2 protein-coding genes are annotated in these 15,398 nt (G+C 46.6%); both read left to right on the top strand.

The features are described 5' to 3' along the window. Positions 1-20 precede the first annotated feature (20 nt). The gene (gene ppsB, locus MHB62_RS09765; RefSeq protein WP_032723105.1) at positions 21-7,703 is read left to right on the top strand and encodes a plipastatin non-ribosomal peptide synthetase PpsB; all 7,683 of its coding nucleotides are present in this window, start codon (positions 21-23) and stop codon (positions 7,701-7,703) included. Between the two features lie 16 nt (positions 7,704-7,719). Continuing rightward, positions 7,720-15,387 (top strand): plipastatin non-ribosomal peptide synthetase PpsC, encoded by a 7,668-nt coding sequence (gene ppsC, locus MHB62_RS09760; RefSeq protein ID WP_089172562.1) that lies wholly within the window; start codon positions 7,720-7,722, stop codon positions 15,385-15,387. The last annotated feature ends 11 nt before the right edge of the window (positions 15,388-15,398 follow it).

Raw genomic sequence — 15,398 nt, 5'->3', positions numbered from 1 at the left:
TGAAAAGGTGTGTGGAATTGATGGCACAATCGGCACAAATTCAAGATATTTATCCGTTATCGCACATGCAGGAAGGAATGCTGTTTCATTCACTAATGGATTTCAGCTCGAAAGCATATATCGAACAGACCTCGTTTACGATCACAGGGAATCTATGCGTCGACTCGTTTCAAAAGAGCTTAAACCTTCTTGTTTCTAGATATGATATTTTCAGAACGATTTTCATTAAAGAAGTACCAGATCTTACAGGTCCGCAGCAGGTAGTCTTATCAAACCGGGAATTGACAGTATATAGAGAAGATATTTCTCGCCTGGCTGATCAAGAACAGCAGACGCTGATTGATGCTTTTATGACTAAGGATCGGGAAAAAGGATTTGATTTGCAAAAAGATCCTTTAATGCGTCTTGCCCTTTTTGATAGAGGAGACAGCCAATATACATGTGTCTGGACACATCACCATATCATCATGGATGGGTGGTGTCTCGGCATTATTCTTAAAGAGTTTTTCAGCATGTATGATTCGCTCAAAAATAACTCACCTGTACAGCTTGGCAGCACGGTGCCGTACAGCCGTTATATTGAATGGCTCGGAGAACAAGATCAAGAAGAGACCGCTGCCTACTGGAGCGAATATTTGAAGGAGTACGGCAATACTGCTTCTATTCCCCGAATAAAGCGCCGTACGGCAGACGGGGATTATAAAGCCGACCAGATCAGCTTTTCATTAGCGCAGGAAATGGTTGAGAAACTGACAGAGGCTGCCCAAAACTGGGGAGTGACATTAAACACGTTGTTTATGAGTATTTGGGGCGTGCTGCTCCATCGATATAATGCTGCAGATGATGCCGTTTTTGGGTCCGTCATTTCGGGACGCCCGTCAGCGATTGACGGGATTGAATCAATGGTCGGCTTGTTTATCAATACTGTTCCAGTGCGAATCCGATCTGCGGAAGGCATAACGTTTTCTTCGCTGGTCAAAGCCGTGCAGGAGGATATTTTATCATCTGAACAGCATGGGTATTATCCGCTTTATGAAATTCAAAACCATAGTCCATTGAAGCAAGGGTTGATCGATCATATTTTTGTTTTTGAAAATTACCCTGTACAGCTTCATCAGGCATTAAGCGTGGAGAGTGAAAATGACGAAGGCGCTCTGAAGCTGAGTGACATTTCAATGTCGGAACAAACCAATTACGACTTTAATATCGTTATCGTTCCGGGAGAATCATTTTATATCAAATTCAGCTACAACGCAGACGTTTACGAGCGGGAGGAGATGCTGAGGATTCAGGGGCATCTAAAGCAAGCACTGGATTGCATTTTGACAAATCCCGATGTTGCCGTCAGTGACATCAATATCGTGCCGCCGGAGGAGCAACAGGTTATCCAATCGTTTAACGAAACTGAGCGTCCTTATGTGAACAAAACGATACCCCAATTGTTCGAGGAACAAGCCCGCAAAACACCTGAAGCGGCTGCATTAAAAATGGGAGACGATTGCTGGACCTATCGCCAATTAAATATAAGAGCCAATCAGATTGCGCACGCCCTGATAGAAAAAGGCGTTAGATCTGGAGATATCGTGGCTGTGATGATGGGCCGGTCAATGGAAATGCCTGCAGCTTTGCTTGGGATTTGGAAAGCAGGCGGCGCTTATATGCCGCTTGATCCACATTTTCCAGCAGAACGTCTTTCTTTCCTGCTGAAGGACAGTCAAGCGGCTCAATTACTGATAGAAGAAGACCTTATTTCCTTGATCCCTCCGTCCTATGAAGGAAATACGATAACGATAGAACATACAGAAAGTTACCAAACAGAAGCGCCAAATATGCCCCCAGGTGATCTAGCCTACTTGATCTATACGTCGGGAACGACGGGGCGCCCTAAAGGGGTTTTAGTTGATCATCACGGTATTGCCAATACATTGCAATGGAGACGGGAAGAGTATAGCATGACCGAACAGGATATATCCCTCCATTTGTTTTCGTACGTGTTTGACGGCTGTGTAACGAGCTTATTTACCCCGCTTTTATCTGGTGCGTGCGTACTGCTGACAACAGATGACGAAGCGAAGGATGTGCTGGCCCTTAAGCGAAAAATAGCCCGTTATAAGGTCAGCCACATGATCATTGTTCCTTCCCTGTACAGGGTGTTATTGGAAGTGATGACTGCTGACGATGCAAAAAGTCTTCGTATTGTTACATTTGCGGGTGAAGCGGTCACGCCTGATCTGCTTGAGTTGAATCAAATAATTTGTCCTTCTGCTGAACTGGCAAATGAATACGGGCCCACAGAAAACAGTGTGGCAACAACAATATTGCGGCATCTGAATAAAAAAGAGAGGATCACGATCGGACACCCGATCAGAAACACAAAAGTATTTGTTTTGCACGGAAATCAAATGCAGCCGATCGGCGCGGCGGGTGAACTGTGTATTTCCGGCGCGGGTCTTGCGAGAGGATACTACAAACAGCAAGAGCTGACACAGAAAGCATTCTCCGATCATCCATTCCTTGAAGGGGAGCGTTTATACCGAACAGGTGATGCAGGCCGCTTTTTGCCTGATGGAACGATTGAATATATTGGACGTTTTGATGATCAAGTGAAAATTAGGGGTTATCGTATTGAACTGAGAGAGATTGAAACAGTTCTTCGACAAGCACCGGGGGTAAAAGAAGCAGCGGTACTGGCCCGTGATGTTTCTGCTGAGGAAAAGGAGCTCGTTGCTTATATCGTTCCGGAAAAGGGAAACAGCCTCCCAGATTTGTATCAGCATCTTGCCGGGACATTGCCGTCCTATATGATCCCAGCAAGTATTATCAACATCAGCCAGATGCCATTAACATCCAGCGGCAAGCTTGACAGGTTTGCGCTTCCTGAACCAGAAAACAATACGAGTGTCACATATATGGCGCCCCGAACCTTAATCGAAGCTGATCTCGCACATATTTGGGAAGATGTGCTGAATAAACAGCACATCGGCATTCGTGATGATTTCTTTCAGTTAGGCGGACAGTCCTTAAAAGCGGCCGCACTGGTATCAAGAATACATAAAAAGCTTAATGTCGAGCTGCCGCTCAGTGAGGTGTTTTCTTATCCGACGGTTGAAAGCATGGCGGTCAAATTGATGAGCTTAAAAGAACACGCTTTTACACAGATTGAACCTGCGGATCAAAGAGATGTCTATCCGCTGTCTTTCTCGCAAAAACGATTATATGCTCTTCATCAGCTGGCAGATGACAGCACAGGCTACAACATGCCAGCTGTACTTGAATTACGCGGAAATCTGAATCGCCAGCGGTTGAGAAGCGTTCTCACAGAACTTGTGAATCGGCATGAAGCATTACGGACTGTTTTTGTGCTTGACAGAGACGAGCCTGTGCAGATCATTTATCCAGAGATGGCTTTTGATCTAAAAGAGCTTGAAATGGAATCAGAACAAATGCTTGAGTCTGCAATCGAGACCTTTATCAAACCGTTTGATCTATCATCCGGTCCGCTTTTTAGAGCATGTGTCATTACAATGGGCAATAATCGCGGCTTTTTGCTGCTCGATATGCACCATATTATTGCCGACGGTGTCTCGATGAGCACTCTTGTCCAAGAATTTACTGACTTATATTGCGGAAAAGAGTTGCCAGCTTTAAACCTGCATTATAAGGATTTTGCTGTTTGGCAGCAAGAGAAGCACCCGAAAGAGCTATACAAAAAACAGGAGGCCTACTGGCTCGGTCAGCTTGGCGGGAGTCTTCCTACACTAGAATTACCGCTTGATAAAACAAGGCCGCGTCTCCCTGATTTCAGGGGTGGAACAATTGAAGTCAACATTGATAAAGACATGGCTGATGAACTGCACCGTTTAATGGCTGAAACGGGAACAACATTGTATATGATTCTTCTGGCTGTCTATTCTATTTTGTTATCTAAGCTAAGCGGGCAAGAGGATATTGTTGTCGGTTCGCCTGCTGCCGGAAGACCGCACGCTGATCTGGAGCGCGTCATCGGAATGTTCGTCAATACATTGGCGATGCGCAGCAAGCCCGAGGGCCACAAAACGTTCAGCTCCTATTTGCATGACATTCGCCACCTGGCTCTGACCGCTTACGAGCATCAGGATTATCCTTTTGAGGAGCTGGCAGATAAGCTCGATACAAATCGAGAGGTAAATCGCAACCCGCTGTTCGATGCGATGCTTGTGCTTCAAAGCAGTGAAGATTTCCGGTTCGAAGTGCCTGGTCTGTCGATTTCGTCTGTCACTCCTAAACATGATATATCTAAATTCGATTTAACATTACATGCTGAGGAGCATCTGAGTGGAATACGCTGCCGTTTTGAATACAGCACTGCTCTTTTTGAAGAAGAAACCATTACGCAGTGGGCATCCTATTTTATTGAATTGGTAAAAGGGGTAACGGCGGATACTGAGATGAGAATTTCGAACATGCAATTGCTTCCTGCTGCAGAGCGTAGGTTACTCCTTGAAAAAATGGGGCAGTATGCAGCTTATCCGAGAAATGAAAACATAGTAAGCTTATTTGAAAAGCAAGTAGCTCAGTATCCGGAGCATATCGCAGTGGTGTGCGGCCATTCTCAGCTTACGTATCGAGACCTGAATGAAAAAGCCGAGCGGGCAGCTGCTATGCTGATCAAACAAGGGGTCAGAACTGGCGATATCGTCGGTCTGATGCTCGATCGGTCACCTGATATGATCATTGGCGTTTTATCGATTTTAAAAGCTGGCGGGGCCTATTTGCCGATTGATCCTGAATATCCCAAGGAGCGTATTAGCTTTATGCTCAATGACAGCGGAGCAAAACTGCTGCTGACAGAGCGCGGTCTAAACAAACCTGCAGACTACACCGGGCATATTTTGTATATCGATGAATGTGAAAACAACTCAATTCCGGCTGATGTAAACATTGAAGAAATAGTAACGGATCAGCCCGCATACGTGATATACACATCTGGAACGACTGGTCAGCCAAAGGGAGTCATTGTCGAGCACCGCAATGTGATCAGTCTCTTGAAGCATCAAAACCTGCCTTTTGAATTTAACCATGAAGACGTCTGGACGTTATTTCATTCTTATTGCTTTGATTTCTCTGTATGGGAGATGTTCGGTGCGTTATTGAACGGAAGTACATTAGTCGTGGTCTCTAAAGAAACAGCCCGTGACCCCCAAGCATTCCGATTATTGTTAAAAAAAGAGCGCGTCACTGTACTCAATCAGACCCCGACTGCTTTTTACGGCTTGATGCTTGAAGACCAAAATCATACAGATCATTTAAACATCCGCTATGTGATTTTTGGCGGCGAAGCCTTACAGCCCGGATTGCTTCAAAGCTGGAATGAAAAATATCCTCATACTGATTTGATTAATATGTACGGTATTACAGAAACAACGGTCCATGTAACATTCAAAAAATTGTCCTCAGCTGACATTGCAAAAAATAAAAGCAATATCGGCCGGCCTCTTTCTACTCTGCAGGCTCATGTGATGGATGCCCATATGAACCTGCAGCCGACCGGAGTTCCAGGGGAGCTGTATATAGGCGGCGAAGGTGTGGCACGGGGATATCTCAACAGAGATGAGCTGACCGCTGACCGTTTTGTATCCAATCCTTATCTTCCGGGAGACAGATTATACCGAACAGGAGATCTTGCTAAGCGCCTGTCAAATGGCGAGCTGGAATACTTAGGCCGCATTGATGAGCAGGTGAAAGTCAGAGGGCACCGTATTGAGTTAGGCGAAATCCAAGCGGCACTTCTTCAGTATCCAATGATTAAAGAGGCGGCTGTCATTACCAGAGCAGACGAGCAAGGGCAAACAGCTATATATGCATATATGGTGATAAAAGATCAACAGGCTGCGAATATATCAGACATCCGAACTTACCTAAAAAACGCCTTGCCTGACTTTATGCTGCCTGCCCGTATGATACAAATTGACAGCATCCCGGTGACTGTTAATGGAAAGCTCGATCAGAAAGCCCTGCCAGAGCCTGAAAAACAAGCTTATACAGCTGATGATATCAGTCCTAGAAATGAGATTGAAACGGTGATGGCTGAAATTTGGGAAGAGCTTCTTAATGTAGATGAGCTGGGTGTAAGCGCCAATTTCTTTAAGCTTGGCGGAGACTCTATTAAAGCGCTGCAGGTTTGTGCCAGACTGAAGCAGCGCGGATTTGAAACGACAGTACGTGAGATGTTTGAACATCAGACTCTTGGTGAACTGTCCGCCCGGGTTCGAAAAGACGTACGCGCCATTGACCAAGGCCCGGTCGAAGGCGAGATTACTTGGACACCTATCCAGCAGTGGTTTTTCTCGCAATCTCTGGAAAGCCATCATTTTAACCAATCCGTTATGATCTACCGGGCTGAACGATTTGATGAGGCTGCGCTTAGAAAAGTACTAAAAAGCCTTGTGACTCATCATGATGCACTGAGAATCGTATGCCGGCATGAAGATGGCAGGCAAGTGCAGATAAACAGAGGGATAGATCTTTCAGATGAGGAGCTATATGCACTTGAACTGTTTGATGTAAAGGATAGCCTAACAGAAGCCCGGAACACGATTGAGGAAGCAGCCAGCCGGATGCAAGAACATATTCGTTTGGAAACCGGCCCCTTACTTCACGCTGGATTGTTTAGAACCGAGAATGGTGACCATTTATTTCTAACGATTCATCACTTAGTTGTTGATGCGGTTTCTTGGCGCATTTTGTTTGAGGATTTTTCAACAGCTTACAAACAGGCAGTCTCAGGAGAATCTATTAAACTGCCGCAAAAAACAGATTCATATTTAACGTATTCACAAAGAATAGCTGACTACTCTATAAGCCGCCAGGTGCAGCGCGAAGCAGCGTACTGGGATGAGTGCGAGAACCGTCACATCCAGCCTATTCCAAAAGACAATGACGCAGCATCTAACACATTCAAAGATACAGAAGTGATTGATTTTGAGCTATCTCGCCATCACACAGAATTACTATTAACGGCTGCACATAAAGCTTACAGCACGGAGATGAATGATATCCTTCTGACAGCTTTAGGTCTTGCTTTGCAGAAATGGACGGGAAATAACCAATTTAAAATCAGCATGGAGGGCCATGGAAGGGAATCATATCTTGAGGACATCGATATTAGCAGAACTGTTGGCTGGTTCACCTCCATTTATCCTGTGTGGCTTGATATGAGAGATTCCGATCATAAGGACAAAGAAGAGCGGCTGGGCCACCTTATTAAACAGACAAAAGATATGCTGCACCGTATACCGCATAAAGGCGCGGGCTACGGCGTGCTGAAATATATCAGCAAAAGATGGGGCTCTCAGAAAAACAGCCCAGAAATCAGCTTTAATTATTTAGGCCAGTTTGATCAGGATATTCAATCAAATGCCTTTGAGGTGTCTGACATCAAGCCAGGAAATGAGATCAGCCCGAACTGGGAGCGTCCTTATGCACTGGATATCAGCGGCGCCGTTTCTTCGGGGTGCCTGAACATGCACATCATCTATAACAGGTTTCAATTTGAGGAAAAAACAATCCAAACATTTTCCAGGCATTTTAAACAGACTCTGGAAAACATCATTGAGCATTGTACCGGCAAAGAAAACCAAGAGTGGAGCGCATCTGATTTCACTGATGAAGACTTAACGCTTGATGAATTGAGTGAGATCATGGGAGCCGTCAACAAACTATAGGAGAGGAGATTCACTGATGCCGCAGCAACCTGAAATACAGGATATATACCCTTTGTCATTTATGCAGGAAGGGATGCTTTTTCACTCACTGTATGATGAACAGTCGAGAGCTTATTTTGAACAGGCTTCTTTTACGATCCATGGACAGCTTGACTTGGAGCGTTTCCAAAAAAGTATGGATGCTGTTTTTGACAGGTACGATATCTTTCGAACAGCATTCATCTATAAAAATGTAGCCAAACCTCGTCAAGTCGTGCTCAAGCAACGTCATTGCCCTATTCATATTGAAGATATTTCCCATCTCAATGAAAGGGATAAAGAACATTGTACCGAGGCATTCAAAAAGCAGGACAAATCCAAAGGCTTTGATCTCCAAACGGATGTACTGATGAGAATATCTATTTTAAAATGGGCGCCTGATCATTATGTCTGTATCTGGAGCCACCATCATATTTTAATGGATGGCTGGTGTTTAGGCATCGTCATTAAAGACTTTCTCCATATTTATCAAGCGCTGGGTAAAGGCCAGCTTCCTGATTTGCCTCCCGTACAGCCGTACGGGACGTATATTAAATGGCTGATGCAGCAAGATCGTGAAGAAGCAGCTGAGTACTGGAAAAAGAGGCTTCAGCATTTCGAAAAATCTACACCCCTGCCGAAAAGAACAGATCAAATTCCGAATGGGACACTACAGCAGATCACGTTTGCCATTCCCGAAAAAGAAACCGCCGAATTACAGAAAATCGCAGCAGCTTCTGGTGCGACACTAAACACTGTTTTCCAAGCTTTATGGGGGATTATGCTTCAAAAGGTCAATCGCAGCAGCGATGCTGTGTTCGGTTCAGTTATATCAGGCAGACCTTCTGAGCTAAAAGATGTGGAAAACATGGTCGGGCTTTTTATCAATACCATTCCTATTCGAGCCCAAAGTGATTCTCTGTCTTTTTCTGACCTAGTCAGGAGAATGCAAAAGGACATGAATGAGGCAGAAGCCTATAGTTACTTTCCCTTGTATGATATTCAGGCGCAGAGTGCTCTAAAGCAAGAGTTGATCGATCATATTATCGTCTTTGAAAATACACCTACCCAGCAAGAGATCGAAGAGCTGAATCAAGCGGGGTCATTTGATTTCTCCGTCAAAGATTTTGAGATGGAAGAGGTGACCAATTATAGTTGCAGTGTCAAAGTGATCCCAGGCCGTACCTTGTACGTTCGGATTCATTTTCAGACCAGCGCTTATCAACCAAGCATGATGTCCGAAATAAAAGATTATTTGCTGCACATGGTCTCTGACGTCATCTCTGATCCATCTCTTCCTGTGTCAAAGATGACGTTGCTAGATGAGGACAAAACACGGAAAATCGTTTCTCAAAATAACAGGACAGTATCTGTTTCACCTGAAGCCCCAACCCTGCATGGGCTGTTTGAACGACAGGCGGCAGTCACACCGGAGCGGCTGGCCATTCGCTTTTCAGGCGGTTCGCTGACATACGCTGAGCTTGATATGTACGCCAGCCGGCTGGCTGCGCACCTTGCGGCACGCGGCGTCACAAACGAAAGTATCGTCGGTGTCCTGTCTGAACGCTCACCTGACATGCTGATCGCTGTCCTTGCTGTATTGAAGGCCGGAGGGGCGTATTTGCCGCTTGATCCTGCGTATCCAAAGGAGCGGCTGAGCTACATGCTGAAAGACAGCGGGGCATCGCTCTTGCTGACACAGCCGGGATGCTCCGCACCAAACTTTTCTGGCGAAACGCTTGAAGTGGACATGACATCTCTTGAGTGTGAAGAAGTAAAACGTCATGTGTCTGCTTCTGTTAGCGACGGATCTCTCGCCTATGTCATCTATACATCGGGCTCTACCGGGCAGCCGAAAGGAGTGGCCGTTGAGCACCGCCAGGCTGTTTCCTTTCTGACCGGCATGCAGCACCAGTTTCGGCTTTCGGAAGATGACATTGTCATGGTGAAAACCTCTTTTTCCTTTGATGCGTCTGTGTGGCAGCTGTTTTGGTGGGCTCTTTCCGGTGCTTCGGCGTATCTGCTTCCGCCCGGCTGGGAAAAAGACTCCGCATTGATCGTACAAGCCATTCATCAGGAAAACGTGACAACGGCTCATTTTATTCCGGCTATGCTGAACAGCTTTCTCGATCAAGCGGAAATCGAAAGGCTGAGTGACAGGACAAGCCTAAAGCGTGTATTCGCCGGAGGTGAACCGCTTGCGCCGCGTACGGCAGCCCGTTTTGCTTCTGTATTGCCGCAGGTATCATTAATCCATGGCTACGGGCCGACAGAAGCCACGGTAGACGCGGCATTTTACGTGTTAGATCCAGAACGGGACAGAGACCGTTTGCGGATTCCGATTGGGAAGCCCGTACCTGGTGCGCGTTTGTATGTTTTAGATCCGCATTTAGCCGTACAGCCTTCCGGTGTCGCCGGCGAACTATACATTGCCGGAGCGGGTGTTGCCAGAGGTTATTTGAATCGGCCGGCATTAACGGAGGAGCGTTTTCTTGAAGACCCGTTTTACCTGGGGGAACGCATGTACAAAACCGGGGATGTGGCGCGCTGGCTCCCTGACGGGAATGTTGAATTCCTCGGGCGCACGGATGATCAGGTGAAAATCCGCGGCTACCGGATTGAGCCGGGAGAGATTGAAGCGGCACTAAGAAGCATAGAAGGCGTAAGGGAGGCGGCCGTTACCGTACGGACAGACAGCGGCGAGCCGGAATTATGCGCTTATGTAGAAGGGCTCCAAAGAAACGAAGTGCGTGCACAGCTTCAGAGACTGTTGCCGGGCTACATGGTCCCAGCCTATATGATAGAAATGGAACAGTGGCCGGTTACACCAAGCGGAAAGCTCGACCGAAACGCCCTGCCAGCTCCTGGCGGAGCGGCAGATGCGGAGACCTACACGGCGCCGAGAAACGTGACTGAGATGAAGCTTTCTCAGCTGTGGGAGGACGTGCTGAAAAATGGCCCTGTCGGGATTCACGACAACTTTTTTGACCGCGGGGGACATTCCTTAAAAGCAACGGCGCTTGTCTCACGGATCGCCAAAGAATTCGATGTACAGGTGCCGCTAAAAGATGTGTTTGCCCATCCGACGGTAGAAGGACTGGCTACCGTTATCCGTGAAGGAACGGACAGTCCATATGAAGCGATTAAGCCCGCTGAAAAACAGGAAACCTATCCGGTTTCCTCTGCCCAAAAGCGGATTTATGTCCTTCAGCAGCTGGAGGACGGAGGGACAGGCTACAATATGCCGGCTGTGTTAGAGCTCGAAGGGAAGCTCAACCTTGAAAGGATGGACAGAGCTTTCAAAGAGCTGATCAAGCGCCACGAGTCGCTTCGGACCGCCTTCGAACAGGACGCAGGAGGCGACCCGGTGCAGCGCATCCATGACGAGGTGCCGTTTACGTTACAGACTACAGTTCTCGGCGCACGAACCGAAGAGGAGGCCGCAGCCGCATTTATCAAACCGTTTGATCTCAGCCAAGCGCCGCTGTTCCGTGCCCAAATCGTAAAGGTATCAGATGAGCGGCACCTGTTGCTGGTTGATATGCATCACATCATTTCAGACGGTGTTTCCGTCAACATTCTGATTCGGGAATTCGGCGAACTGTACAATAATCGGAAGCTTCCGGCACTGCGCATTCAATATAAAGATTATGCCGTATGGCAAGAAGGATTCAAAACAGGAGACGCGTACAAAACGCAGGGGGCGTACTGGCTGAAGCAGCTCGAGGGCGAGCTGCCTGTGCTGGATCTTCCGGCTGATCATGCCCGCCCGCCGATGCGAAGCTTCGCGGGTGACAAGGTCTCATTTACGCTGGATCAAGAGGTTACATCAGGCCTTTACAAGCTGGCACGAGAAAACGGAAGCACACTGTACATGGTGCTCCTTGCAGCTTACACCGCGTTCTTGTCACGCTTAAGCGGACAGGAAGATATCATCGTCGGCTCGCCAATTGCCGGCCGGCCGCACAAGGATCTTGAGCCGATACTCGGCATGTTTGTGAACACGCTGGCGCTTCGGACGCGCCCGGAGGGCGGGAAGCCGTTTGTACAGTACTTGCAGGAAGTGCGCGAGACAGCAATGGAAGCCTTTGAGCACCAAGATTACCCGTTCGAAGAGCTTGTTGATAAGCTTGAATTGACACGAGATATGAGCAGAAATCCGCTGTTTGACGTAATGTTTGTTCTTCAAAATATGGATCAGGAATCGTTGGAGCTGGATGAACTTTGTCTCAAACCTGCAGCAAACAATGGGCATCAAACGTCCAAATTTGATTTAACCCTATATGCCCAGGAACAGCCCCGCGGTTTGCTGACGTTCCAAATGGAGTTTAGTACTGACTTATATAAGAAAAAAACGATAGAAAAGTGGCTTCAATACTTCATCAATATGTTACTCTCCATCATCAAAGACAACAAAGCCGCTCTCGGAACAATAAATATCCTGAATGAGGATGAGACCCATTACCTTATCCACGAGCTCAATCGTACAAAAATAGATTATCCAAGAAATGAAACCATCAGCAGACTCTTTGAAATGCAGGCAGAACAAACGCCTAATGCTGTAGCAATTGTCAGCGACACCCAAGTATTCACTTACGAGGACCTGAACAGCTGGGCAAATCAAATTGCCTCAGTTCTACAGATAAAGGGCGTAGGGCCTGATAGTGTTGTAGCCTTGTTGACAGGCAGAACACCAGAACTCATTGCAGGAATGCTGGGCATTCTAAAAGCCGGGGGAGCTTATCTGCCTATTGCTTCTGATCTGCCTGTTGAACGAATAGCTTATATGCTGTCAGACAGCGGGGCGGCATTACTCCTTCAATCTGAAAAAACAGAAAAACAACTATTAGACATTGAATGTGAACAAATCATAATCGAAGATATTCAAAAGCAAGAAAAAACGAAGAACGTTGATTCTTCAGCAGGGCCACATTCACTCGCATATATCATTTATACCTCTGGATCAACCGGTAAACCAAAGGGTGTCATGATTGAGCAGCGAAGTGTAATTCGTCTTGTTAAAAACAGCAATTATATTACATTTACACCTGAAGACCGCCTTCTGATGACATCATCAATCGGTTTCGACGTTGGGTCATTTGAAATTTTCGGACCGCTGCTAAATGGTGCCGCTTTGCATCTGTCCGATCAACAAACATTTCTCGATTCCCATCAGCTTAAGAGGTACATAGAACATCAAGGAATCACAACGATTTGGCTGACATCTTCTCTATTCAATCATTTGACAGAACAAAATGAACAAACATTTTCACAGCTGAAACATTTGATTATTGGCGGAGAAGCTTTGTCGCCGAGCCACGTCAATCGAATCAGAAATGTCTGCCCTGAAGTATCTATATGGAATGGATATGGCCCTACCGAAAATACAACTTTTTCGACATGCCTTCACATTCAAAAAACATATGAACTTTCCATTCCGATCGGGCGGCCGGTTGGTAATTCCACCGCTTATATCTTAAATCAATGGGGAGTGCTGCAGCCGGTCGGAGCTGTCGGTGAACTTTGTGTCGGCGGAGATGGCGTCGCCAGAGGATATTTGGGCCGTCCTGATTTAACGAAAGAGAAATTTGTCCCACATCCATTTGCACCTGGCGATCGACTGTATCGCACAGGTGATCTGGCGCGCTGGCTTCCTGACGGCACAATTGAGTACGTTGGCCGTATTGATGATCAAGTAAAAGTCAGAGGCTATCGTGTGGAGCTGGGTGAGATCGAATCAGCACTTCGTCAAATAGACGGGGTCAAAGAAGCCGCAGTGTTAGCACGTACAGCCCAGACCGGGAGCAAAGAGCTGTTTGGCTATATCAGCGTAAAAGCAGGCACGAATGCTGAACAAGTGCGTTCACTTCTCGCGTGTTCACTGCCTAATTATATGATTCCGGCGTATATCATTGAAATGGAGAATCTTCCGCTCACATCGAACGGCAAATTGAACCGGAAAGCACTGCCTGAACCAGATTTCGCATCTAAACAAACATACATCCCGCCACGCAACGAACTTGAAGAGCAGCTGGCATTGATCTGGCAGGAGGTTCTAGGCATCCAGAGGATCGGAATAGAGGATTCGTTTTTTGAATTGGGCGGAGATTCAATCAAAGCCCTTCAAGTTTCTGCACGCCTTGGGCGCTATGGACTAAGCTTGCAGGTAAGTGATTTATTCCGTCATCCAAAGATAAAGGACTTATCACCATTTATCCGTAAGTCAGAGAGAATCATAGAGCAAGGACCCATTCAGGGTGACGTTCCTTGGACGCCTGTTCAGCAATGGTTTTTTTCACAAGATATTGAAGAAAGACACCATTTCAATCAGTCTGTCATGCTATTCCATTCTGGACGTTTGTCTGAAAACGCCCTTAGACCAGCCTTGAAAAAACTGGCGGAGCATCATGATGCGCTTCGGATGGTTTATCGCAACGATGACAAGCGATGGATTCAAATCAACCAAGGCATTCATGAGTCACAGCTATACAGCTTAAGAATCTCTGATCTTTCACAGTCAGAAAGCGGCTGGGAGACGAAAATCAAACAAGAAGTTGCCGATCTTCAGCAAAGCATCAATTTGCAGGAAGGACCATTGTTGCACGCCGCTTTGTTTAAAACACTGACCGGAGATTACTTGTTCCTTGCGATCCATCACCTTGTCGTTGATGGTGTCTCATGGCGGATTTTGCTGGAGGATTTGTCAGCCGGATATCAACAAGCTGCTGCAGGCCAGACGATCCAGCTTCCGCCTAAAACGGATTCCTACCAGGAATACGCAAGACGCATACAGGAATATGCCCAAAGCAGTAAGTTGATTCGCGAAGAGGCGTATTGGCGAAGTGTAGAAGAACAGCAAGCCGCAGAACTGCCCTATGAAATACCGCATCATGTGAACATCGACTTCAGCAAAAGGGACTCATTAAGCTTTTCACTGACTGAAGCAGACACCGCCGTCTTGCTGCAAAACGTCAATCACGCCTATGGCACAGATACACAAGATATTCTGTTAACCGCAGCATCCTTGGCGATTTGTGAATGGACAGGAGGAAGCAAGCTCCGTATCGCTATGGAAGGACACGGGAGAGAACACATTCTGCCAGAGTTAGATATAAGCAGGACGGTCGGCTGGTTTACATCCATGTACCCGGCCCTCATAAGCTTTGAAAATCATAGGGATGAGCTCGGAACCTCAGTAAAAACCGTTAAAGATACACTGGGCCGGATACCAAACAAAGGGGTAGGTTACGGTATGCTGAAATACCTTACACACCCTGAAAATAAAAGCATTACGTTTTCAAAAACACCTGAAATCAGCTTTAACTATTTGGGCCAGTTCAACGACATCGAAAGACAGGACACCTTCCGCCCATCAAGCCTTGGTAGCGGAAAGGATATCACTCATACATGGAAGCGCGAGCAAATCATCGAGATGAGTGCAATGGCAGCAGACAAAAAGCTCCATTTCAATCTTAGTTATCCGCCAGCCCGCTTTCACAGAAACACAATGGAACAGCTTATTAACAGGATTGAACACTTTTTGCTGGACATTATGAAACACTGCGCCGGTCAACAGAAAGCAGAAAAGACACTGAGCGATTTCAGCAGTCAATCATTAACGGCAGAGGACTTGGACAGCATAACCAGCTTGGTGGAAGAATTGTAGAAAATCGTGAC

The organism is Bacillus sp. FSL K6-0255, from assembly GCF_045040725.1.
In the GTDB taxonomy this organism is placed as follows: domain Bacteria; phylum Bacillota; class Bacilli; order Bacillales; family Bacillaceae; genus Bacillus; species Bacillus subtilis.
Note: the sequence above shows the minus strand (reverse complement) of the source record. Positions and strands in the feature narration are given on the sequence as shown.

Excerpts from the sequence above, each read along its gene's own strand:
- ppsB (WP_032723105.1), top strand. The coding sequence starts at position 21 with ATGGCACAATCGGCACAAATTCAAGATATTTATCCGTTATCGCACATG.
- ppsC (WP_089172562.1), top strand. The coding sequence starts at position 7,720 with ATGCCGCAGCAACCTGAAATACAGGATATATACCCTTTGTCATTTATG.